Origin of the sequence: Croceicoccus bisphenolivorans (assembly GCF_001634625.1) — a bacterium.
Taxonomy (GTDB): domain Bacteria; phylum Pseudomonadota; class Alphaproteobacteria; order Sphingomonadales; family Sphingomonadaceae; genus Croceicoccus; species Croceicoccus bisphenolivorans.
The window spans coordinates 157,307-180,465 of sequence record NZ_LRSE01000003.1 but is presented as its reverse complement, the minus strand read 5'-3'; the positions used below and the strand labels follow the sequence as shown (position 1 = coordinate 180,465).

Genomic DNA, 23,159 nt, shown 5'->3' with positions numbered 1-23,159 from the left:
CCGGTAATCTCCACCCCATCGCCGGCACTGGCTCCGGCACATGAGGCCGAGGAGACAATCGATGAGCATGATTGCTGCTGAAACAACCGTCGTAACGCGCGATTCCGTACACCTTGCGGTTCGTCCCGCCGAGCCGCGTGACGAAGCGGCGCTCGAAGACTTCTTCGACAACGTGAGCGACGACGACCGCCGCTTCCGCTTCTTCAGCGCGCAAGCGCATGTCGGGCATGACCAGATTGCGCCATTGGTCGAGGTGGATCACTGGCAGACGGAGAATTTCCTTGCCTTTGACACCGCGAACGGGGCGCTCGTCGCAACGGCGATGCTGGCTTGCGACACGCGGATGGAAGTGGGCGAGATCGCGGTATCCGTCCGCGCCGATTACAAGGGGCGCGGGGTCGGGTGGGCCATGCTGGATGTGTTGGGTGGGGCGGCGAAGGAACGCGGGTTGAAGCAGGTGATCGCTATCGAGGACCGCGATAACCACGCCGCCATCGAACTGGAGCGCGAGCGCGGCTTCGAACCCCGGCCGTTCAACGACGACCACGGGTTGGTGGTGCTGACGAAGACGTTCTGACGGCTTAGGCGCCGCCGTGGGGCAGCCGGTCGAGGATGCCCTTGGCGAAAGTGCTGAGGGTATCGTCGCGCGCGCCCATAATGGCGATGCGGTCGCCGGCTTTCGCGATTTCCACGATGCGATCGGCGCAGGCATCGCGTGACGGGATGTGTTCGGCCTGACCACCCGCTTCCGCGATCCATTGCGCCAGTTCCGCGCTGCCCAGTGACTTGTCCACGGTGCCGCCGAAATAGACCGGATCGCACAGGATCACGCGGTCTTCCGGCAGCAGTTCCTCGGCCATGACTTGCGCCAGTTCGCGGCCCATCTGGCGGATCGGGCCGAAACCGTGGGGCTGGAAGAAGGCGATGACGCGGCCGGCATGCATGCGCAGCGTGCGCAGCGTGGCGCGGACCTTGTCGGGGTTGTGTCCGAAATCGTCGATCACCGCGATGCCGGATGCGCTGGTGCCGACCACGTCGAACCGGCGCGCAAGCCCCGTGAACGATCCAAGCGCCGCCACGGCGTCACCGACCGGAACGCCCGCGCAGACCGCCGCCGCGATGGCGGCCAGTGCATTGGACAGGTTGTGGCGGCCCGGCACTTGCAGGACGAGCGGATATTCCGCCCCGTCGTGCCGGTCGATCACCGTTGCGGCCTGCCGGGTCGGCCCGTCGGCGATGGAGCCGGCCACGATGCCGATCTGGGCCTTTTCCTGTTCTATGCCGAACGTCAGCGCGCGTTTCGCACGCGGCAGCAGGGCCAGTGCCTCCGGATCGTCGGCGTTGATCGCGGCAACTTCGCTGGCGGCAAGGAAGTCGCCGAACAGCACACGCAACTCGTCCATCCCCTTGTGGTCCAGCGTCACGTTCAGCAGCACCGCGACCGAAGGGCGGTAGAGCGCGATGGAACCGTCGCTTTCGTCCACTTCGGAAACGAAGACCTTGCCGCGTCCGGCCCGCGCACTGGCGAAAGGTACGTCGGGGGCGACGAAGTTCTTCATCACCGCGCCGTTCATGATCGTGGGATCCGTGCCTGCCTGCGTCATGATCCAGCCGGTCATGCCGGTGACGGTCGATTTCCCGCTGGTGCCGCCGATGGCGATGGAGCTGGGCGCGGCGTTGAACAGGGCGGAGAGCAGTTCGGCGCGGCTGGCGCGCAGGCAGCCCATCGCCTTGGCCCGTGCGACTTCGGGCACGGTATCCTCGATGGCGGCGCTGGCGACCAGCACCTGGTCCGCGCTGGTGATCCCGCTGCCGTCCTGCGGGAACAGGTCGATGCCTTGCGCTTCCAGCCATGCGAACTTTTCGGGCGTGCGGCCCTGTTCGCGGCTGCGGTCCGATCCGGCGATTTTCGCGCCGCGTGCGTTCAGGATGCAGGCCAGCGGCAACATGCCCGATCCGCCGATCCCGCAGAAGAAGAACGGGCGGCCGGAGAGGTCCTGGGCTTCGGAGAAGTGGGTATCGGTCATCGAAGGTGTGGCTATTGCCTCATGCCGCGCTTGGCAATCGGGGGTGGGGGGGATAGCCACCGCATCATGACTATTCGTGTCGGCATCTGCGCCCCTTCGGCAAGCTTCCCGCGCGAACTCGTCGCGCCCGTCATGGCCGTGGCGGAGCGGTTTCCCGATGTCGAGCTGGTGTTCCACGACCAGTGCTTCGCATCGGACGGGCATTTCGCCGGAAATGATGAACAGCGGCTTCACGCCTTGCTGGACGTTGCCAACGATCCTTCCATCGACGCCGTGTGGTTCGCGCGCGGGGGCTATGGCTCCAACCGCATTGCGCAGGCCGCGGTGACATTCCTTTCGCGAGAGGCGGACGACAAGGTGTTTCTCGGTTCCTCCGACGGCGGCTACCTTCTGGGCGCCCTGTACAAGGCGGGCATCGGCCATCCGGTCCACGCGCCGATGCCGCTGGATGTGAAGCGGGAGCGGGGGGAGGAGGCCATCGCCCGCGTGCTCGGCTGGCTGACCGGTGACCCTGCCACGCTGGAACCCACGCTGGGCAACGATCCGACCGTGGCGTTCAACCTGACCACGCTGGCGATGATGGCGGGTACGGAACTGATGCCGGACTTGCGCCACCATGTCGTGATGGTGGAGGAAGTGAGCGAACATCTCTACGCGGTCGACCGGCTGTTCTTCCACCTTGTCCAGACGCTTGGACCCATGCAGATCGATGGATTGCGGCTGGGCCGCGTCAGCGATGTTCCCGAAAACGACCGCCCGTTCGGTTCGACCGCGCTGGAAATCGCGCGCGACTGGTGTTCGCGTGCCACGATCCCGTTTCTGGGCCGCGCCGACATCGGGCATGACTATGCCAACCGCATCGTTCCGTTCGGCAAAGCCGACAGGAAATTGCCGCTGGGGCTTGCCCGCGCCCGCCCGCCTGCCTAACCGGCACGGCCAAGAGGAGATTTGAGCATGAGAGCTTTCGTTTTCCCGGGGCAAGGCAGCCAGAAGGTAGGCATGGGCGTGGACCTTGCCACCGCAAGCGCCGCCGCGCGCGAAGTTTTCGAGGAAGTCAACGACGCGCTGGGGCAGGACCTTGCAAGGATCATGGCCGAGGGACCCGAAGAGGCCCTTACCCTGACCGAGAATGCGCAGCCCGCGATCATGGCCAATGCCATGGCGGTGGTGCGTGTGCTGGGCCGCGAATTCGGCGTTTCGCTTAATGAAAAGGGCGATTTCGTCGCGGGCCACAGCCTTGGCGAATATACCGCGCTATGTGCTGCGCGCTCGTTCTCCGTCGCGGAAACGGCAAAGCTGCTTAAACTGCGCGGACAGGCGATGCAGGCGGCTGTACCGGTGGGCGTGGGCGCGATGTGCGCTCTGCTGGGTGCCGATATCGACAAGGCGAGCGAACTGGCCGCTGCCGCAGCCGAAGGTCAGGTCTGCACTGTCGCCAACGACAACGATCCGACGCAGGTGGTGCTGTCCGGCCATGCCGAAGCGATCGACCGCGCCATCGCGCTGGTGAAGGAATTCGGCATCAAGCGCGGCGTGAAACTGCCGGTTTCCGCGCCGTTTCACTGCCCGCTGATGGGCCCTGCGGCAGAGGCGATGGACGCGGCCCTTGCCGCAACACCGCCCGCCGTGCCGATCCTGCCGGTGTTTGCCAATGTCACCGCGCAGCCGGTTGCCGATCCGGGCGAGATTCATCGCCTTCTGGTCGAACAGGTGACGGGCCGCGTCCGCTGGCGCGAAAGCGCGATCGGCATGGGCGCTGCGGGCGTTACGCATTTCGTGGAACTGGGCGGCAAGGTGCTTGCCCCGATGATCAAGCGGTCCTTCCCCGATGCCGTCGTTACCAGCGTGGTGACGATGGAGGACATGGATGCGCTGGCCAGCGAACTTTGAGGGGCTACTGATGGAAAAGATGTTTTCGCTAGAGGGCATGACCGCGCTCGTCACCGGGGCCAGCGGCGGGATCGGATCGTCGATCGCGGTTGCATTGGCGCGTCAGGGGGCGCGGATCGCGCTGTCCGGTTCGAACGGGGAGAAGCTGCGCGCCTTTCGCGATCAGCTGAACGAAGAGATCGGCGGCGATCATGTCGAGATCACCTGCAACCTGTCCGATACGGTGCAGGTGGAGGAATTGGTCCCCGCGGCGATCGATACGCTGGGCAAGCTGGACATCCTGGTGAACAATGCCGGCATCACCCGTGACGGGCTGATGATGCGGATGAAGGACGAGGACTGGCAGCAGGTCATCGACATCAACCTGTCCGCCGCGTTCCGCCTGATGCGGGCCGCCACGCGCCCGATGATGAAGGCGAAGTTCGGGCGCATGATTTCCATCACAAGCGTCGTCGGCACCACCGGCAATCCCGGCCAGATGAACTATGCCGCGGCCAAGGCGGGCCTGACCGGCCTGACCAAGAGCCTTGCGCAGGAACTGGCCAGCCGCAACGTCACCGTGAACTGTGTCGCCCCCGGCTTCATCCGCACGGCGATGACCGACGTTCTGCCCGACGCGCAGAAGGACGAGCTGAACAAGCGCATCCCCGCCGGCCGCATGGGCGAGGGCGAGGATATCGGCGCGGCAGTCGCCTATCTCGCGTCGAAGGAAGCGGGCTACGTCACCGGCCAGACACTGCACGTCAACGGCGGCATGGCGATGATCTGATGTTATCGTGCGGCGCGCGCCTGTAGTTGCCTGAAAGCTACTCCGCAGGCGCGACCCGCACCATGACATGCCGGTACGGCGTGTCTTTCCACATCACGTAGATCGGGTCCGCCGGATCGGTCGAAACCCCTTCCAGCATCGCCGCATCGGGCAGGATCAGCATCAGGTGCGGGCCTTCGATCACCCAGTCGTTGTCCGGCGTCGGTTCCGGGGCGGCAGGATCGATGTTGCTGACGCCCTTGGCCCCGCGGTCGCCCTGCAGCATGTAGGATATGCCGAACGTCGTCGGCGTGAATGGCTTTCCGGCCATCATCGCGCCCATCATCGCTTCCCATTGGGCATCGTTGCACATCGGGCCGGTGCTGGCCGAAATGGGGTGGCATACGAAACCGTTGCTGCCTTCGTGCAGGACATTGCCCGCGCCATTGACGACGGTGGCTTCCGCGCTGACGGATGGCGGGCCGGCGCTTCGGGCGTTGGCGATCAGGCTCGCGCTGTCCGTTCCGGCGTTGCCGGTTTCTTCGGCAGCGATGGCGGTTGACGGGAATGCGGCGATCAGGGCGCAGCCGAAGGTGGCTACTGCGTGGATGTAGCGCATGTGGCTTCCTCCTTATCGGTCCAGAGGATCGTTGATGCGACCGCCGCCACGATACGCCTGTTGGCACCGATTTTCCACCGGACGGCCCGCCACGCGGCAAGCGGGGATGCCAATCCGGCGAGTTCCGCGCCCTCATCCCCCCTTTTATCCCCAGAATCGACCTGTTCCCTTTCCGTTCGCCTTGTCCGACACTGACCATCCGCTAGGAAAGTTTGACCGTATTTCTGCCCGGTCGGATTCCTTTTTCCCGTCGGGCAAAGGGGGATCTGATTGAAATGAAGGCGACGATCGAACGGGCGACCCTGCTGCACAGCCTTTCCCACGTGCAGTCCGTGGTGGAACGCCGCAACACGATCCCGATCCTGTCCAACGTGCTGATCGAGGCGAAGGCCGACGGCACCGTGCGCGTCATGGCGACCGACCTTGATCTGCAGGTGGTGGAATCTATGCCCGCCGCATCGGTGGAAAGCCCCGGCGCGATCACCGTATCGGCCCACCTGCTGTTCGACATTGCCCGCAAGCTGCCCGATGGCTCGCAGGTCAGCCTTGAAACCGCGGACAACCGCATGGTGGTGAAGGCCGGACGCAGCCGCTTCCAGCTGCCCACCCTGCCGCGTGACGATTTCCCCGTGATCGTGGAAGGCGACCTGCCCACCACGTTCGAGGTTCCTGCCGCCACGCTGGCGCAGCTGATCGATCGCACCCGCTTTGCGATCAGCACCGAGGAAACGCGCTACTACCTCAACGGCATCTTCTTCCACGTGGCCGACGACGGCCCGGGCGGACAGCCGGTGCTGAAGGCCGCGGCGACCGACGGTCACCGCCTTGCCCGTTTCACCATCCCCCGCCCCGAAGGCGCGCAGGGCATGCCCGACGTGATCGTGCCGCGCAAATGCGTCGCCGAACTGCGCAAGCTGCTGGAAGAATCGCTCGACAACAATGTGCAGATCGACCTTTCGGCCAGCAAGATCCGCTTCACACTGGGCGGAGAGGGCGGCATCGTCCTCACCAGCAAGCTGATCGACGGCACGTTCCCCGATTACAGCCGCGTCATCCCGACGGGGAACGACAAGCTGCTGAAGCTGGATCCCAAGTCGTTCTTCTCCGGCGTGGACCGCGTGGCAACGATCGCCACCGAAAAGACCCGCGCGGTGAAGATGGCGGTCGACAACGACCGCGTGACGCTGTCGGTCACTTCGCCCGACAACGGCACCGCGGCAGAGGAAATCGCCGCGGCCTACGGCAGCGAGGGGATGGAGATCGGCTTCAACGCCAATTACCTCAAGGACATCCTTGCCCAGATCGAGGGCGACAATGTCGAGCTGCACCTGGCCGATTCCGGTTCGCCCACGCTGATCCGGCAGAATGATCAAAGCCCTGCCTTGTATGTTTTGATGCCGATGCGGGTTTGATTGCCCGATACTCGGCTGTAAATGGCGCCCGCTTGCGCTTCCGGTGCTCACGACCATTAAGGTCGCTGCGCTCCGGGTCGCAATCGAACACCATTTTCGCTGTCGTCTCGACCAATCAGGTAGTCCGGTAGAGAGCTGGAATTCGGGGCACCGCAGGTGACTCCCGCAAGGCCGACCGGCCGCCGCCGCTTATTGCGGCGTAGCCAAGGGGCGCGGATGCGCCCCGCCCGGCGCTTGAGGGGCCTTCAATAGACTGCGATCATCTCTCCTTCAGCTTGGGGTAAGGTCGGTCCGTCCAATGCCCCGCGCGAGGCGGTTGCCGTGGCTTGCCGGTGCAGGCTAGGGCAACGCCGGAAAACTGGAGTAGCTTATGATCCGCAACATCGCCTTTGCATCCGCCGCTGTCGCGCTCGGCCTGTCGGCATTGCCTGTCGCCGCTGCCGCGCAGGGAACCACGGACCCGGACTTGCGCTGCGCGACATGGGCGCTTGTCGCCAGTTCGCAGGAACAGGACGAGAGCAAGAAGCGCGGGCTTGGCTTCATGATGAGCTATTTCATGGGCCGCTACGAAGGCCGGACCGGTGAGGAAATCGAGACCCACATCAAGCCTGACACGGTGATGACGATCCTCGGCAATGTCGAGGAAGCCAATTCAACCTGCGCGCCGCTGGCACAGGCCTTCGGCCAGCGTCTCGACATGACGATCAAGGGATTGCAGCCGGCACCTGCCGCGAACCCTGCTGCGGGCGACGGGCGCTGATCGGCTGATGCCGTTTCCGGGTGGTTATTTCACCGCCCGGATCATCGCTTCGATATCGGCAAATTTCTCGCGCGGGGAACCGTCGCGGGCGGCGGCGGCTTCGGCTTCCTCGATCTTCTTCCAGTCACGGAAGGTCACGATGTCGAGGCACCGGCCTTGTGCCAGTTCGTCGAAGCCCGCGCGGCCTTTCTTGCCGCCCCTGCCAAGCAGGCCGGCGTCCATGTCCTCGACTATCTTTTCGATGATGGCAAAGCCGTCCGGCTTGTTGGTGCCGATCGTGCCGGTTGGCCCGCGCCGCGCCCAGCCCACGCAATAGAGGCCGTTCAGGATGCGCCCCTCGTCATTGGCGAAGCGGCCCAAGCGCTCATCGAACGGGACCCCTGGTATATTGGCGCTGTGATAACCGATGCAGCTGACCACCAGACCGCAGGGGATCGTATAGGTTTCGCCGGTGCCGACGGCGCGCCCCGCCTTTACCTCCGTGCGTTCGACTTCGATCCCCTCCACCTTTCCGTTGCCAAGGATCGACACGGGGCTGGCGAAGAAGTCGAAGTCCACCTCGATCGGTTTGTCGGCGTGGATATGCTCGGGAATGGCGGCGAAGCTGCGCAAGTGGTTGACCGATTTGCGCAGGCCCGGCTCCAGCATGGCATCGTCGCCCTCTTCGGGAAGGTCCGCCGCATCGACGCGCGGGCTGGCTCGTTCCAGCCTTGCCAGTTCGCCCAGCTCCTTGGGTGTCATCATGATCTGGTGCGGTCCGCGCCGGCCCAGCAGCACGATGCGCTTCAGCTTCGATTGCATCAGGATGTCCAGCGCGTGGGCTGCGATGTCCGATCCCTGAAACTCCTCATCGGTTTTTGAAAGGATCCGCGCCACGTCCAGCGCGACGTTGCCCATGCCGATGACGACCGCCGTTTCGCCCAATAGATCGGGGTCCAGATTGCGGAACTGCGGGTGGGAATTGTACCAGCCGACGAATGCGGCGCTGCCGTAGACGCCGCGAAGGTCCTCTCCCCCGATGCCCAGCTTGCGATCGTGCGGCGCGCCGGTGGCGATCACGACGGCGTCGTAAAGCTCCTGCAACTCTTCGATCGAGATGTCTGATCCGATGGTGATATTGCCGACAAAGCGGACATTTTCGGTAAGCGCCGTCTTTTCATACCGGCCCGAAACCGCCTTGATCGTCTGGTGATCGGGGGCGACGCCGGTGCGGATAAGGCCGTAGGGAACGGGAAGCCGGTCGAACACGTCGACCCTGATATCCTCCCCCCAATGCTTCAGCGCCGCTTCCGCCGTGTAGTAGCCCGCCGGACCCGAGCCGATCACCGCAATGTGCCGCAACGCCATTCCCCTTTCGTGAAGGTCATCCCATTGTTCGAAAGCTATCGCCTGCGCGGGAAAAGGGAAGGGGGGCGGCCCGTCAGGCTGTGGTCAACACGCTCTTTTCAGCGAAGAACGCGGCCAGTTGCGGCCCGATCTTCTCCGGCACGGCCAGCGGCAGCAGGTGATTGCCCTGCCGGATTTCAAGCGTGGCCGCCTGCGGGATGAGGCAGGCAAGGGCCCGCTGGTGCGCGATGGGGACGATGATATCCTCAACCATGCCCGCCAGAAGCACCGGCATGCGCAGAAACGGCAGCAATGGCGCAGCGGTCCAGCCCGCCAGCGCGCCCACCTGAATACCCACGCCATTTGGCGTTGGCGCCATGAACCGGCGCAGCAATCCCGCGCTTGCGCCGCCTTCGTGCAGCAGCGCATGGAAATTCTCTGTCAGCTTGGCAGGCTGGATATATTCGGTGGGGTCGAGCAGCCGTCGCAGCACTTCCGGATTGGCGACCGGTAGCGGCAGTCCCGAAGTCGTGGCCACGAGCGCAAGCCGCTGCATCTTGCGCGGCGCGGTTACCGCGATCTGTTGTGCGACCGCGCCGCCCCACGAAAAGCCGAGCACGTCGAAAGGACGGTCCGGCAGCTCGCGATCCATCAGCGTCACCATCGCGCGGGCCATGCGCGGGATCGTGTAGGGCAGCACCGGATCGGGCGACTGGCCGCAACCGGGCATGTCGGCGCAGATGATCGGCCGGCCGGGAAACTGGCGCGAAAGCGGCTCCATCAGTTCGGCGTTGAAGCCGATACCGTTCAGCATCAGCAGCGGCACCGAATCGTGCGCTGCCCCGGCGCCCCTGCGCCCTACCCGGAGAGTCAGTCCCTCGACGGTGACCTTGCGAAACGTGAATGCCATGAGGGATCGGGCGCTAGCAGCTTATTGCGCGTGCGGACAGCGGACTCTGGATCAATTGCGCAAATTGCATGATGGAACGGTGCGCGACGTTCCCTGCTGACATATAACCCGCCAACCGCTAATGGCGCGCGCATGACCGAACTCGCGCAGATCCGCAATTTTTCCATCATCGCCCATATCGACCATGGCAAGTCGACGCTGGCTGACAGGCTGATCCAGTTCACCGGCGGCCTGACAGAGCGTGAGATGAGTGCACAAGTCCTTGATAACATGGACATTGAGAAAGAGCGCGGCATCACCATCAAGGCGCAGACCGTGCGCCTGAACTACACCGCGAAGGACGGGCAGACCTACGAGCTCAACCTCATGGACACGCCCGGCCACGTCGACTTCGCTTACGAGGTGTCCCGCTCCCTCGCCGCGTGCGAAGGCGCGCTGCTGGTGGTCGACGCGGCACAGGGGGTGGAGGCGCAGACCCTTGCCAACGTCTACCAGTCGATCGAGCATGACCACGAGATCGTCCCCGTCATCAACAAGATCGACCTTCCCGCCGCAGAGCCGGAGAAGGTGAAGACCGAGATCGAGGACATCATCGGCATCGATGCGTCCGAAGCCGTGCTGGCCAGCGCCAAGTCCGGCATCGGGATCGAGGAGATCCTTGAACAGGTCGTCGCCAAGATCCCCGCCCCGTCGGGCGACCGCGCCGCCCCGTTAAAGGCGATGCTGGTCGATTCGTGGTACGACCCCTACCTCGGCGTCGTCATCCTTGTCCGCGTGATGGACGGGGTCATCAAGAAGGGCCTGAACGTCAAGTTCATGCAGGGCGGGACGGAACACCTGATCGACCGCGTCGGCTGCTTCACGCCCAAGCGTACCGACCTGCCCGAACTCGGCCCCGGCGAAATCGGCTTCATCACCGCGCAGATCAAGGAAGTCGAACAGGCCAAGGTCGGCGACACCATCACCACGGTGAAGAACGGCGCGACGAAGGCGCTGGCCGGATACAAGGAAGTGCAACCGGTCGTCTTCTGCGGCCTGTTCCCCGTCGATGCCGCCGATTTCGACAAGCTGCGCGAATCCATCGCGAAGCTGCGCCTCAACGACGCCAGCTTTTCGTTCGAAATGGAATCCAGCGCCGCGCTGGGCTTCGGCTTCCGCTGCGGCTTCCTCGGCCTCCTCCACCTCGAAATCATCCAGGAACGCCTGAGCCGCGAATACGATCTGGACCTGATCACCACGGCGCCGTCCGTCGTCTACCGCATCGAACTGCGCGCCAGCCGGACGGAAGACGCGGGCGAGATCTACCTGCACAACCCCGCCGACTATCCCGATCCCAGCCGGATCGAGACGATCGAGGAACCGTGGATCAAGGCCACGATCTACACCCCCGACGAATACCTCGGCTCCATCCTGAAACTGTGTCAGGACCGTCGCGGCATCCAGCGCGACCTCACCTATGTCGGCGGCCGCGCGCAAGTAACCTACGAACTGCCGCTGAACGAAGTGGTGTTCGATTTCTACGACCGCCTGAAATCGATCAGCCGCGGCTATGCCAGCTTCGACTACGAACAGATCGGCCTTCGCGAAGGCGACCTTGTGAAGATGACCATCATGGTCAACGGCGATCCGGTCGACGCACTATCCATGATCGTCCACCGCGGCGTTGCCGAAGATCGTGGGCGCGGCATGTGCGAACGCCTGAAAGACCTGATCCCGCGCCACCTGTTCAAGATCCCGATCCAGGCCGCGATCGGCGGCAAGGTCATCGCCCGCGAAACGATCTCTGCCATGCGCAAGGACGTTACCGCGAAGTGCTATGGCGGCGATATCACGCGTAAGAAGAAGCTGCTGGAGAAGCAGAAAAAGGGCAAGGCGCGTATGCGGGAGTATGGCAACGTCAGCATCCCGCAGGAGGCGTTTATTGCGGCGCTGCGGATGGGGGAGGAATAATGAAGCCCCGCATATAAGGGGCCGATTGCGCAGCAATCGGAACCTTAGATGCGAGAGGCTGTAATTACGGCCGGGGGCCGGGCGGGCCTAAGCCCGCGCCGTGCCCTTCGACGTCAAGCCGCGGCTTTGCCGTGGCTGGGTTTTTCTTGTTCCTTTAAACGTATGAGTGGATGCTTGTCATTTGATTATTCCGGGTCATGCAGTGACTAGTTGGTTGTGGCCCTCTTGACGTTCCCTTTGTTGTCGGGTCTCAATCACGAGGCAACCTCGTGTCGCGACTAGCGGCACTGTGGGGGTGCCTGAGTTAGCAAACCTTTTTGCTGGACTTAAATTGTTAAGGTCTGGCGTAATGCAATCGTCTCATCTAAGCCCCTGCCTAGAGGTGACGATATGACGACGATTTTAAGCATCTTCAACAATAAGGGCGGGGTCGGTAAGACCACATACATGTACCACGTTGCGCATATATTGGCGGAACGAGGTAACACTGTATTAATGGTTGACTGTGATAGCCAGTGCAACTTGACAGCATATAGCCTTTCTGACGCCGAAATCCGCAGATCATGGTCGATCGAAGGTAATAGCATCTTTCGAAATATCGAGCCTGTATATCGTACAACTGGCGATATACGTGCGCGTGCACCTTCTCGCGCCTTACATTCCCGGGGCGATCTCTTTATTGTACCGGGTGACCTACGCCTCAGCGATTTCGAAGATAGACTGGGCGATACTTGGAACTCGGCAAAGGGTGGTAGCGAGCCAGATATAAGAGCGCAATCAGCTATTCATCGTTATATTCATTCGGCCGCTGACAAGGTAGATGCAGATCTCGTATTAATAGATTTGGGTCCGAACCTCGGAGCGCTTAACAGGGCAGTATTAGCGACATCAGATTACTTTATAACTCCGGTCGCACCTGATCTTTTTTCTATTCAGGGTACTGAAAATTTAGGAAACAAGCTTCTTTCTTGGAGAAAGGATTGGGACCAGGTCAACTCGTCTTGGTCAAATTCTAATCTATCTATTCCTTCAGGTAGTCCCGCATATTTGGGGTACGTTATCCAGCAGCACAATATTCGATCAAATCCTTCTGGCATGACTCGCGGGTGGCAGATTTATGGCGATGAGTTGGTTCCGGCTATAAAGAAAAACATCGTCGAAAAATTGGAAAAGATAAATCAAGTCGTTACATGGGAGGGGGCTGACTACAAGCTCGGGCAAATCCCCAACCTGCATAGTCTGATACCGTATTCTATGGATGCCAAAAAGCCGATATTCTATTGTAATAGCGGTGACGGGCTGAATGGTGCGCACATTACGAAGGCTAAGGATAGCAGGGACCATTTCAGCGATATAGTTGAGACTTTGGAGGCTGTTATCGACCCTGAATTTTAAAACATCGTTCTCGCTCCCCCCCCATCCTGTTCATCAACGCCAACGTCGCGTTCGGATCGACATCCACCATCGCCCCAGCCCCGCGAGGGCTGATCGGACGAACGCCGGTGCCGCTCCAATCGCGCCGCGGTACCCTTAGCTTGGCAGCGAACTTGGTCGGTGTGAGCTGCGACTAGCCTCGCCTGCGGCTCGGCAAGTCTCGCTCAACTCCCGCTTGCGGGAGGGGGTGGGGGTGGGTGAGGCTGGCGTTGTCGTTCGATTGGCTGTCTGCCATGTCGCAAGCGTAGCCGATGGCGTCGGTCAGTCCGTTCGCGATCTTGTCGAATGCTTTGGTCATAGCTGGGTTGTACGCAGAGGGTAGCGGCCCCGCACCTTATTTGTCTGAGTCCCTCAAGCGCCGGGCGCGGGCCATCCGGCCCGCTTGGCTACCTCGCACAAGCTCGGGCGGCCGTTCGGCCTTGCGGGAGTCGCTTCGCGCCCCGTTTTGGTGTTGGCCAGCGGACTTGGCTTGGTTGTGGTGCCTAATTGGTCGCCGTCACACGCATCAACTGGCTCGGATAGCTCGCCTGCAAGGCGCGTGCTTCTTCCGCCGTTCCGCTCAACCATCTTTCATGATCCTCGGCCAGCAGCACCACGGGCATCGCCTTGGGGTGGAGCGGGGCGGTCAGGGCATTGGGTTCCGTCGTGCAGAACGCGAACACCGGTCCGCTCTCCGTCTTGCGCCACAATCCGGCGAACGCCGCGATCTCCTGATCCTCTATCGTGAACCAGTATTGCGCGGGCCTTCCTTCCCCGTCCTTCCCCGCCTTGGGTTCGGCAAAGCTGGTAAACGGCACAAGGCAGCGGTGCGCCGCAAGGCTCCCCCGCCACATCGGGCTGTCCAGATTGCGGGCATTCGTGACATGCTTTGTGATCATCTTCGTCTTGCCCTGCACCTCCAGCGGAAAGCCCCAGTGCATGGGGCCAAGCCGCCTTTCGCCATGCGCGGAAACGATCACCGGCGCTTCCATGCGCGGATAGATGTTTTCGGCCCACTCGAACGCGTTGCCCTGCGCGGCGTCGAACAGGTTCGCGATCTCCGCGACGGACTTTCGCATGCGGTAGAGGTTGCACATGCGCTAAGGCTACTGCGGTTGCGCGCTTTGCTCAATCGCGGGGCCGGCCCGCGGCGTTGCGGGGGAAGGGGGCGGGCGGCTCCTGCCAAGGGTCGGCCACTCCCAACATCACCCGCAGCTTGCGTTGGTGCGAAATCGGGTAGCCTAAGTCGATGGGATCACACTTCAGGAAATCGGGAATTGATCTGATGGTCATCGGGGTAGGTCCTTTTTGTTCTGGGCCCTCAAGCGCCGGGCGCGGGCCATCCGGCCCGCTTGGCTACGCGCCAATAAGGCGCGGCGGCCGTTCGGCCTTGCGGGAGTCGCCTTCGGCGCCCCGATTCAGTGTTGGCCATCTTGGTCGTCCTGTTGCGCCGCTTCTTCTGCCGCCCTCGCATCCTCGTCGCGTTCGGCTTCCTCCATCCTCTCGCGCATCATATCCAGCTTCCTGTTGATGCTCTCGACCGTGGCGGCTTCCTCCTCGGCCCATCTTGTCGTCAGTTCGCGCTCCCACTCGGCGCGCCATTCCTTTTTCAACCTCGCCAACATCGTGCGATCCAGCGCGGACAGGCCTCTCGCCCCGTCCGCTGCGAACCTTTCCGGCGCGCGGTTCCTCAGCAGGAACATCAACAACCTGTCATTATAGATCCGCCTCGTGCCCACCACGGCGCCGAAGTGGTACACGGGCACCTCCACACCATTGAGCGCCCTTTCCATCGCCACATCCTCCAGCCGCTGGACGCCCAGCGCCAGTGCGGCTTCCCAAGCCTTGCGAAAACTTTCCGCGCCCGGCTGTCGCCGCAAATAATATGCGCTTTCCGGCGTCATGTTCATCGTGCGCGCTGCGGTCTTCACACTGCCGGTATCGGCCAGCGCCTCGATAAACCCCGTCTGCCGCTGTGGCGTCCATCCGTCGTGCCTTTGGCACTTGCGCGGAACGGGGGTGAAGGCGGGAAGCGGCGCGGACTTGCGCCGGTTGTCTTTAAGGCGGGGTTGCTTGTGGACGGTCACGACAATTCTCGCTGCTGCCAAACGGGGCAGGGGCCATGCCACAAGCGGACCTGTGTAGGACAATAACACGGGTGGATTGCGCAAAAAGGGGGGCGATTTGATCTTCGTCATGGATCGCGGGCCGGTGGCTTGCGAAAACGCGGATGTGGTCGCGATGTGGAGGAGGCAGGATATGCCCTGCAACGAAGGCAAGATCGACCGCGCGTTGCGCGTTCTCGTTGGGCTGGTGCTGATCGCGCTGGTCTTCGTTGGCCCGCAAACCGCCTGGGGATGGCTCGGCCTGATCCCGCTGTTGACGGGGCTGTTCGGGTTCTGCCCGCTCTATGGCCTGATCGGCGTGAATACCTGCAAGTCGGAGTAGGGGCTAGGCTTCCGGTCTGGTCCAGATCCACGCACCCCCGATCAACGCTGCCGCCAGCGTGATCAACGGTGCGGGCATCGGGGCAAAGGCAAAGGCAACGATCGCACTGACGGCAAAGGCGGCAAGCGCGGCCCGCTTGCCCTTGCGGCTGATCGCGCCCTTTTCCCGCCACGCCACGATATGGGGGCCGAAGCGCGGATGTTCGACCAGTCGCCTTTCCAGCGCGGGGCTGGATCGGGCGAAGCAGAACGCGGCAAGGATGACGAACGGCACGGTGGGCAGCAGCGGCAGGAGCGCCCCCACCGTGCCAAGCGCCAGAGAGGCGAACCCGCCCGCGAGATAGAGCGTTCGTTTCAGATCACTGCTCGCCCTGCGCGCCTTCGCGGGCAGCGGGCACTTCCTGCGGCTGGCCAACCGGCGGCGCGGCGGGTTGCGCATTGGGCTGGGCGGCGGGGGGCTGGTCGTCCGGATCGCCTTCGCGGAACACGGTGCCGGGCAGCTGGATGCCTTCTCCCTCCGGCAGTTCGGGGATTCCTTCTAGGATGAATTCCACCTCGCCCTCCGGCAGGTTGTCGATGTCGATGGCGCTCATGTCCGCCTCGTCCGCGCTCGTCGTGCGTTTGGGCACGGGGCGCTTGATCGCGGCGGCCTTGATCGGCAGGTTCAGCGGTTCCAGCTTCACCCCGCTCATGAACTGGCGCCAGATCTGCGCCGGATTGCCGCCGCCGTGGTTGCCGGGAATGGCAGCGTTGTCGTCGCGGCCGACCCACACGGCGGTGATCATGTTGCCGGCAAAGCCCACGAACAGCGCGTCGCGCCCTTCCTGCGAAGTACCGGTCTTGCCGAAAGTCGGTTGCCCGTCGATCAATGCCGCGCGGCCGGTGCCGTGGTTGGCGGCATTATAGAGCAGCGTCAGCATCGGCGCCCATTCGCGCTGCGGGTCCAGTTTGCGCGAACGGTCCCGCCCGCCGGTCACGATGCCATGCGGGCGCACCGGATAGCGGCCGCCGGCAAAGGCGGCATAGGCACCGGCCAGTTCCTTCAGCGTCAGGCCCGCGGTGCCCAGCGCCATGCTGGGCGTTTCGGGGATCTCGGACGCGATGCCCAGATCGCGCGCGGCCTTTATCACCGCGTCGTGCCCCGCCATGTCGGCCACGCGGATCGCCGCCGTGTTCGAACTGATGGCAAAGGCGCGCGACAGCGGCATCGGGCCGTAATATCCGGAATAGGCATTGCGCGGTTGCCAGCCGTCGACGTCGATCGGGCTGTCGCCGATCATCGTGGACGGTGTCATCCCGCTGCGTATCCCCGCGAAATAGTCGAACAGCTTGAACGTCGATCCCGGCTGGCGCTGCGCCGTCGTTGCGCGGTTGAAGGCCTGCGGCGTCCATTCCTTGCCGCCGACCATGGCCGCGATCGATCCGTCGGGGCGCAGCGCGATTAGCGCCACTTCCGCCCCGCCCAGCCGGGCATTGCGCACGACACGTTCGGCCCGCGCCTGCGCGTCGGGTTCCAGCGTGGTCTGCACTTGTCCGGAGAAATCCTTGTCCATGTCCTGCATCAGCCAGTCCACGAACCACGTGCCGCTCGGCCCGTCGTCATCCTCTGCGCCGGGCGTGACTTTCGGGTCCGCTTCGTCCTTTGCCGCGTCTTCGGTAATGAAACCGGCATAGGCCATCGCGCCCAGCACGACGCGCATGCGTTTCACCGATGCTTCGTAATCCACCGTGGGGGCAAGCCGCGAAGGGGCCTTTACCATGCCCGCCAGCAGTGCCGCCTGCCCCAGCGTCAGCTCGTCTGGCGTACGGTCGAAATAATGGTGGGCGGCAGCGACAAGGCCGTATTGGCCTTCACCGAAATAGCACAGCTCCAGATAGCGCGAGAGAATCTCGTTCTTGCTCATCCATAGCTCGGCCCAGTCGGACAGGATCATCTCCTTGCCCTTGCGGGTGAAAGTGCGATCCTGCGTCAGGAAGGCGTTTTTCACGTATTGCTGGGTGATCGTCGACCCGCCCTCGACCACGCCGCCTGCCTGCAGGTTGGCCAGCGTCGCGCGCGCCAGCCCGCGAAAATCGATGCCGCCATGGTCGAAGAAACGCCGGTCCTCGATCGCAAGGAAGGCCTGAACGACATGATCGGGCAATTGCGCGGCGTCGACCGGGGTTGCCGTCTTCGGCCCGCGATGGGCGATAAGGGTGCCGTCACGGGCCAGAAAGTCGATGCCCTGCGGCGGGGGCGGGCCGCCCAGTTTCCACGGCGGGGCGGCATATGTTTCCCACGCGACCAGCAGCGCCAGCGCCACGAGCAGGGCCTGAAACCACAGCGGCCAGCCACGGAACATGCCGTAACCGCGCCCGGCGCCGCCGGAAATACGTCGGCCTACACCGTGCAGGGGAGGCTGGCCGGTGGTGCCGTCTGGAAAGGTTTGCGTATTCATCCTGGCCTTGTCGTGCAGTGGGCGGGGTAACCGGTCGAACGGATCGTCCCGCATTGTCGGGCAAAACGCGGGCGAGGACGACAGGAATCTTGCGTGTCGAACGCACGAAATTCGCAAATGGGACCCGGATCGCTATGCCGCAGGTGCGAAAAAACATGTTTTGCGAAATTTTTTCAGCCCTGCGAATGATCCGGCCAAGAGGCGCAATCCTTACCCGCAATGCGCCGCAATGACGAACGCAACTGGTTAACCCGGCCTTGTCGATGATGACGTTTGCAACCGGTTCTGTCGAAAGCCGCCGATAATATGCATTTTCGATGCCGGAAAAGTCCCGCATTTCACACGGGATAGTCCGATAACGCGTAAACGGTATCCAAAATACATAATTTTTCGATCACGCAGCGGGATTAACTTTGCTCCCTCGGCGTTAGGGTAAGTTAAGAAGACGCTGCCTCCCAAACCTATGGGATTGGGCGGTTTTTAGCAGTTTCATAAGGATCGGGTTTAACCGTTAATTAGGCGGCCCTGCCATAGCTCTGCGGTCCTTGGCGACGCGCAACGGATCATTTTCGAAGCGGTCGTGTCATGTGGAATGGCCCTCTTCGGAGTCTCGCGGGCAATGGTATCGATGACCAAAGCACGGCACAGCCTGGGTCTCGTCGGTCTTTCGCCGATCGAATGCGCGAAAATCGCGACGTTTATCGAAAGCGAGGCCGAGGCCGCCGGCTGCCCGTGGCTGGTGCTCCATTCCGACAGTTGCGACGCACTGATTGTTCCAGCCGACGTCGAATTCAGCGCCGACCCCTATCAAGTACTCATCCGGCTCGTTCGCTTTGGCGGCACGCCGGGCGAGGGGCTTTCGATTACCACGCCGATCAGCGCACGGGAACTCATGGACGTATTGAAGCAGGCGCAGGAACTGCTGGGCAGGCAGCAGAAACCCGCGGCCACCGGCAGCCTTCGCGTGAAAATGGAAGACTGGGGCGGGATGCCCGCCAATGACCGGCATGATGTTCCGGCCAGAGATATCCCGGCAGGCTTTGGCACCACGGCACGTCACATGACCGACGGGTCGGCCGCGCTGAAGACGGACCCTTATGCCGTTGCCGCGCAAATAACCCATCCGCATGCGCAGCCCAGCGCCATGGCCACGCCGCAGCCGGTGCAGCAGATGCCGCCGCAACCGGCCGCGCACGCCGGTTATGGCGAGGCGGGCGAGTTTTCCGCCGCGTGGGACCAGATCGCCGTCGCGCTTTATTCCATCGTGCAGAATTCCGCGCCCGCCGTGGCCGAAATCCGTGTCGAAAACCTCGACATGATCCGCATCGATTTCCGTTTCCGCGCCTACAACTCGCGCATTCCGCTGGAACAGGTGAACACCCACGGCCATCGCATCGCGATCCGGTCCACGCTGGTGGAAGCCTATCGCCCGCCGATCGTGAACCTGCCGGGGGAATCGCTGGACAAGCTGTTCTGGTTCATCGGCAGCCAGGCGTTTCACGGCATGGCCGCACCATGGCTGAAGCCGGAGGAGCGTTATCGCCTGCGCCGCTGGCCCAACTTTACCGAATTGAACCACGCGGTTGCAGACATGCGCACGGCGGCGGCCATCGGCAACTGCTACCTCAATGCGGCAGAGCTTTCGTCTGCGGCGGGGATCACGCCGGAGGCCGCGACTCGCACATTGAATGCCTATTCGCTGATGGGCCTGCTCGAAATTCAGGCCAACCGCTCTGCGCCGCCGGTGGTGTTCACGCCGCCGCCGCCTGAAAAATCGGGCGGACTGTTTTCCAAGCTACGCACGAAACTGGGGCTTTAGGACCATGGCCGAACACGTCATTCTCTTTGCAGGGCCGATGGGTGCGGGCAAGACGACCGCGATCGAAAGCCTTTCCGAAATCGAGACGATCCGCACAGAGGCGAACAACACCGATCGCGAGACCGCGGACAAGGATACCACTACCGTCGCGCTCGACTATGGCGAGATCACGGTGGGCGATGAAGACAAGGTGCGTCTTTACGGCGTGCCCGGCCAGCGCCGGTTCAATTTCATGTGGACCATCCTGAAGGAACGCGCGGTCGGCCTTGTCCTGCTGGTCAACAACGATGCAGCCGATCCCATTCAGGAACTGGCCGACTTTCTCGACGAATTCGGCGACCTTCATGAAAAGGGCGGCGTTGTCGTGTGCGTCACCCGGTCCGACGTCGCGACCAGCCCGCATATCGACCAGTATGCCGAAAAAATCCGCGAAGTGCTGCCCGGACGCATGATCCCGGTCTTCACCGCCGATGCCCGCAACACCGATCAGATGCGCACCTGCCTGATGAGCCTGATCGCCAATATCGAAATGACGGCGATGATCGCCGCAAGCCAGGAACGCGCAGCATGAACAACGCCGCACCCAGTGCCCACAAGGATCCCCACATAATTGCCTGCGCCGGCGAAGTGCTGGAAGGGCTGAACGAATTCTGCCGTTCGCTGCGCTATGCCACGTTTCTGACCGACGACGGGTTCGAAGTGGCCAGCTTCGGCGGCGACGACAAGCAGAACCGCCGCGTCGCATCGATGGCCAGTTCGATGCAGGCGCTGGGCGACGCGGTCGCCAAGGACCTGCGCATCGGCGCGGCCGAATACATCATCATCGCGGCAGAGACCGGATACGTGATCCAGATGCGCGTGCCCGACCAGCTGATGGTGCTCGCCGCCCATTTCGACGCGGCCGAAACCGTGGGCAAGGCGCTCTCGGTCGTCCGGCTGGCGGCATCCAACATGTGCGCGATGATCCGCCGTGAAGCGGCGTAGGAGGAAGAGTTTACCGACCCAGGCTTTGGCGGGGCAGGGGTCGGTTCAAATTAAACCGCTGATAAAAAGGAATATAAATATGGCTAGCATCAATGAAACCCTTGAAGAACTGCTGACCGTCGATGGCGCGAAGGCTGCTGCTGTCGTCGATTCGGATTCGGGCATGGTCCTGGGCAAGATCGGTGGCGGTCTCGACCTCGACGTTGCCGGCGCCGGAAACACCGAAGTGGTTCGCGCCAAGCTGAAGACGATGAAGGCCCTGGGCCTTACCAAGGACGTGATCGACGACATCCTGATCACGCTGTCGTCGCAGTATCACATCATCCGCCCGATGGCGCAGCGCCCGGCGGTGTTCATCTATCTCGTGCTCGACAAGTCGAAGTCGAACCTGGCCCTTGCCCGCATCAAGACGGCCGAGTGCGAAGGCTCGCTCGCTCTCTGAGCTGACGGAATATAGTGGCGACCGGTCCCCACGACCGGTCGCCACGGTATCACCCGGACGACGGGGTGGGCCTGAAGAAGGCTCACCCCGTTTCGCATTTGTCGCAGTGCCTTCGGTGGACAGGGGTGCAAGCTTCACTTGGCGTTCACGAGGGGCGAGGCTATAGGCGGCGCATGACAGCCTTCGATCGTTCGGCCAGCCCGCTTGTAAAGCCCGTCCGCATCCTTGCGCTCGCCCTTGCGGCTGGCGCCATGTCGCTGACCGCGGCCTGTGCCGGCGGCGGCAAGCCGGAAGATACCGCATACGTCGCGCGCGACGTCGAATCGCTTTATTTCGCGGCCAAAGACCGGCTGGACCGCGGGCAGGTGAAACAGGCCGCCGCCCTATTCGACGAGGTGGAGCGCCAGCACCCCTATTCGCCGTGGGCCCGCCGCGCCCAGTTGATGAGCGCGTTTTCCTACTACGTTGCCAAGGATTACGGACAGGCGATCAGCGCGGCACAGCGCTTCCTGTCGATCCACCCCGGCAACAAGGACGCGCCCTATGCCAGCTACCTGATCGCGCTTTCGTACTATGAACAGATCAGCGACGTGGAGCGTGACCAGCAGACGACGGCTCTGGCCAAGACCGCGCTGACCGATGTCGTGCGCCGCTATCCCGAAAGCGACTATGCCGCCGATGCGCAGCTGAAGCTGGACCTTGTCAACGATCACCTCGCCGGCAAGGAAATGACCATCGGCCGGTTCTACGAAAAGACGGGCAAGTGGCTGGCCGCCACGATGCGCTTCCGCAAGGTGGTGGACGAATACCAGACGACCAGCCACACGGCGGAGGCACTGTACCGCCTGACCGAAACCTACCTCGCGCTCGGCCTGCCGGAAGAGGCGAAGAAGAGCGCGGCCGTGCTCGGCGCCAACTATCCGGGCGACGAGTGGTACGAGAAAGCTTACGAGCTGATGGAAAAGAAGGCACCCGGCTTCACCAGCTGAGGGTGTCCGGCAGACTCCGGTCTTCCGTCGCGCGGTTGCCAAACGGGGCTTGCTCGGTCACAGTTCCCCCTTCGGACGGGCACCGGCCTGATCGCTTCGACGCGATCGGCACGAAGGGTGCCGATTGAGGAGGAGGCCCCCATGAAACGCCACCCGCGCCTTTGCCTGGTCGCGCTTATAGCCCTGTCGGCCTGCAACATGCATGAACCGGACGTCGCATCGACGCCGGTGGTCGATCCCGCCCCCGCTTCCGCTGCAACCCCCGATTATGCGGCGATTGTCGCCGAAACCGCGCGTCCGCAAGAGGACCGCGCCGCCGATGCAATGCGCAAGCCCGCCGACATGCTGGCATTCGCGCAAGTGCAGTCGGGCATGGCCGTTGTCGACATGCTGCCGGGCGCGGGCTATTTCTCGCGCCTGTTCGCGGGCACGGTGGGCGATAAGGGCCGCGTCATGCTCTACGTTCCCGACGAACTGGTCGACAAGAAATGGGTGCCGCTGGAAAAGGCCGAAGCGCTAAAGGACGAGATGGCCAATCCCATCGTCTCTGTCGCGCATTTCCCGCTGGCCGGGCCGGTGCCCGAAGCGATGGGCGAAAACTTCGACGTCGTCTGGACCTCTCGCAATTATCACGACTTCCACAATGTCGACGGGTTCGACGCCAAGGCGTACAACGCGATGGTGCTGGACCTGCTGAAGCCGGGCGGCATCTATGTCGTGCTGGACCATTCCGCACCGCAGGGGGCCGGCGCGTCGGCCACCGACACCACCCACCGGATAGAGGGCGAGTTCGTGCGCCGCGAAGTGGAAAGCGCAGGCTTCCTCTATGACGGGTCGAGCGCGGTTCTGGCCAATCCGGAAGACGACGGGACGAAGGGCGTGTTCGATCCCGCGCTGAAGGGGCACACCGACCAGTTCGTCCTGCGTTTCCGCAAGCCCGGCTGAAGCGGCTGGCGGCCGTGCCGTGCCTTGTTCACAGGTGGCG

The 23,159-nt window shown here is 63.0% G+C and carries 24 protein-coding genes; 15 read left to right on the top strand and 9 right to left on the bottom strand.

Translation table 11 applies throughout. From position 1 onward, the window contains the following. The first annotated feature begins 61 nt into the window (after positions 1-61). Entirely contained in the window at positions 62-577 is a 516-nt protein-coding gene (locus A7A77_RS04040; RefSeq protein ID WP_066553997.1) for a GNAT family N-acetyltransferase, read from the top strand. Between the two features lie 4 nt (positions 578-581). Here A7A77_RS04040 and A7A77_RS04035 read toward each other — a convergent pair whose 3' ends face one another. Then, on the bottom strand, positions 582-2,027 hold the full coding sequence (locus tag A7A77_RS04035; RefSeq protein ID WP_066553994.1) for a glutamate ligase domain-containing protein: 1,446 nt from the start codon (positions 2,025-2,027) through the stop codon (positions 582-584). A gap of 66 nt (positions 2,028-2,093) precedes the next feature. Here A7A77_RS04035 and A7A77_RS04030 point away from each other — a divergent pair, with 66 nt between their 5' ends. Genes A7A77_RS04030 through fabG form a run of 3 tightly spaced genes read left to right on the top strand, consistent with a single transcriptional unit; the run spans position 2,094 to position 4,686 of the window. Next, complete coding sequence (locus A7A77_RS04030; RefSeq protein WP_066554472.1) at positions 2,094-2,954, top strand: LD-carboxypeptidase; 861 nt, start codon at positions 2,094-2,096, stop codon at positions 2,952-2,954. Between the two features lie 27 nt (positions 2,955-2,981). Beyond that, positions 2,982-3,917 (top strand): ACP S-malonyltransferase, encoded by a 936-nt coding sequence (gene fabD, locus A7A77_RS04025; protein WP_066553989.1) that lies wholly within the window; start codon positions 2,982-2,984, stop codon positions 3,915-3,917. A gap of 19 nt (positions 3,918-3,936) precedes the next feature. Continuing rightward, positions 3,937-4,686, top strand: coding sequence for a 3-oxoacyl-[acyl-carrier-protein] reductase (gene fabG / locus A7A77_RS04020; RefSeq protein ID WP_066554468.1), 750 nt, complete (start codon positions 3,937-3,939; stop codon positions 4,684-4,686). 37 nt (positions 4,687-4,723) lie between these two features. Here the strand turns inward: fabG and A7A77_RS04015 are convergent, their stop codons facing one another. Continuing rightward, positions 4,724-5,284: a hypothetical protein gene (locus tag A7A77_RS04015; protein ID WP_066553986.1), complete on the bottom strand. Its 561-nt coding sequence runs from the start codon at positions 5,282-5,284 to the stop codon at positions 4,724-4,726. A gap of 275 nt (positions 5,285-5,559) precedes the next feature. On the opposite strand from A7A77_RS04015, the gene dnaN reads away from it, so the two are divergent. Next, the gene (dnaN, locus tag A7A77_RS04010; RefSeq protein ID WP_066553983.1) at positions 5,560-6,696 is read left to right on the top strand and encodes a DNA polymerase III subunit beta; all 1,137 of its coding nucleotides are present in this window, start codon (positions 5,560-5,562) and stop codon (positions 6,694-6,696) included. A 370-nt stretch (positions 6,697-7,066) separates the two neighbouring features. Next, positions 7,067-7,456: a hypothetical protein gene (locus A7A77_RS04005; RefSeq protein WP_066553977.1), complete on the top strand. Its 390-nt coding sequence runs from the start codon at positions 7,067-7,069 to the stop codon at positions 7,454-7,456. Positions 7,457-7,480: 24 nt separating this feature from the next. Here the strand turns inward: A7A77_RS04005 and A7A77_RS04000 are convergent, their stop codons facing one another. After that, on the bottom strand, positions 7,481-8,797 hold the full coding sequence (locus A7A77_RS04000) for an FAD-dependent oxidoreductase (RefSeq protein ID WP_066554465.1): 1,317 nt from the start codon (positions 8,795-8,797) through the stop codon (positions 7,481-7,483). 79 nt (positions 8,798-8,876) lie between these two features. Then, positions 8,877-9,692 (bottom strand): alpha/beta fold hydrolase, encoded by an 816-nt coding sequence (locus tag A7A77_RS03995; RefSeq protein ID WP_066553973.1) that lies wholly within the window; start codon positions 9,690-9,692, stop codon positions 8,877-8,879. A gap of 132 nt (positions 9,693-9,824) precedes the next feature. On the opposite strand from A7A77_RS03995, the gene lepA reads away from it, so the two are divergent. Beyond that, positions 9,825-11,642 (top strand): translation elongation factor 4, encoded by a 1,818-nt coding sequence (gene lepA, locus A7A77_RS03990; protein WP_066553970.1) that lies wholly within the window; start codon positions 9,825-9,827, stop codon positions 11,640-11,642. Positions 11,643-12,032: 390 nt separating this feature from the next. Beyond that, on the top strand, positions 12,033-13,037 hold the full coding sequence (locus A7A77_RS03985; RefSeq protein ID WP_066553968.1) for a ParA family protein: 1,005 nt from the start codon (positions 12,033-12,035) through the stop codon (positions 13,035-13,037). A 172-nt stretch (positions 13,038-13,209) separates the two neighbouring features. Here A7A77_RS03985 and A7A77_RS17755 read toward each other — a convergent pair whose 3' ends face one another. The 3 genes from A7A77_RS17755 to A7A77_RS03975 all read right to left on the bottom strand — a co-directional run bounded on the left by A7A77_RS17755 (position 13,210) and on the right by A7A77_RS03975 (position 15,142). Further along, the gene (locus A7A77_RS17755) at positions 13,210-13,374 is read right to left on the bottom strand and encodes a hypothetical protein (RefSeq protein ID WP_156500399.1); all 165 of its coding nucleotides are present in this window, start codon (positions 13,372-13,374) and stop codon (positions 13,210-13,212) included. Positions 13,375-13,558: 184 nt separating this feature from the next. Continuing rightward, positions 13,559-14,152 (bottom strand): SOS response-associated peptidase, encoded by a 594-nt coding sequence (locus A7A77_RS03980; RefSeq protein WP_066553967.1) that lies wholly within the window; start codon positions 14,150-14,152, stop codon positions 13,559-13,561. A 321-nt stretch (positions 14,153-14,473) separates the two neighbouring features. Next, positions 14,474-15,142, bottom strand: coding sequence for a hypothetical protein (locus A7A77_RS03975; RefSeq protein WP_156500395.1), 669 nt, complete (start codon positions 15,140-15,142; stop codon positions 14,474-14,476). Between the two features lie 172 nt (positions 15,143-15,314). Between A7A77_RS03975 and A7A77_RS03970 the strand changes: the two genes are divergently transcribed. Then, complete coding sequence (locus A7A77_RS03970; protein WP_066554462.1) at positions 15,315-15,503, top strand: YgaP family membrane protein; 189 nt, start codon at positions 15,315-15,317, stop codon at positions 15,501-15,503. 3 nt (positions 15,504-15,506) lie between these two features. Here the strand turns inward: A7A77_RS03970 and A7A77_RS03965 are convergent, their stop codons facing one another. Continuing rightward, positions 15,507-15,860 carry a YbaN family protein gene (locus A7A77_RS03965; protein ID WP_066554456.1) on the bottom strand — a complete coding sequence of 118 codons (354 nt, stop codon included), beginning with the start codon at positions 15,858-15,860 and terminating at the stop codon, positions 15,507-15,509. A gap of 1 nt (position 15,861) precedes the next feature. Beyond that, entirely contained in the window at positions 15,862-17,940 is a 2,079-nt protein-coding gene (locus A7A77_RS03960; protein WP_172799829.1) for a transglycosylase domain-containing protein, read from the bottom strand. A gap of 628 nt (positions 17,941-18,568) precedes the next feature. On the opposite strand from A7A77_RS03960, the gene A7A77_RS03955 reads away from it, so the two are divergent. From A7A77_RS03955 to A7A77_RS03930, 6 genes are all read left to right on the top strand, one after another. After that, positions 18,569-19,759: a hypothetical protein gene (locus tag A7A77_RS03955; protein ID WP_156500393.1), complete on the top strand. Its 1,191-nt coding sequence runs from the start codon at positions 18,569-18,571 to the stop codon at positions 19,757-19,759. A gap of 4 nt (positions 19,760-19,763) precedes the next feature. Further along, positions 19,764-20,330 carry a GTP-binding protein gene (locus A7A77_RS03950; RefSeq protein WP_066553945.1) on the top strand — a complete coding sequence of 189 codons (567 nt, stop codon included), beginning with the start codon at positions 19,764-19,766 and terminating at the stop codon, positions 20,328-20,330. After that, entirely contained in the window at positions 20,327-20,743 is a 417-nt protein-coding gene (locus A7A77_RS03945; RefSeq protein ID WP_066553942.1) for a roadblock/LC7 domain-containing protein, read from the top strand. Before A7A77_RS03950 ends, A7A77_RS03945 begins: the two co-directional genes overlap by 4 nt. 79 nt (positions 20,744-20,822) lie before the next feature. Continuing rightward, complete coding sequence (locus A7A77_RS03940; RefSeq protein WP_066553940.1) at positions 20,823-21,185, top strand: hypothetical protein; 363 nt, start codon at positions 20,823-20,825, stop codon at positions 21,183-21,185. Positions 21,186-21,358: 173 nt separating this feature from the next. Continuing rightward, positions 21,359-22,174: an outer membrane protein assembly factor BamD gene (locus A7A77_RS03935; RefSeq protein WP_066553937.1), complete on the top strand. Its 816-nt coding sequence runs from the start codon at positions 21,359-21,361 to the stop codon at positions 22,172-22,174. A gap of 141 nt (positions 22,175-22,315) precedes the next feature. Then, entirely contained in the window at positions 22,316-23,119 is an 804-nt protein-coding gene (locus A7A77_RS03930) for a class I SAM-dependent methyltransferase (protein WP_156500392.1), read from the top strand. Positions 23,120-23,159: the final 40 nt, after the last annotated feature.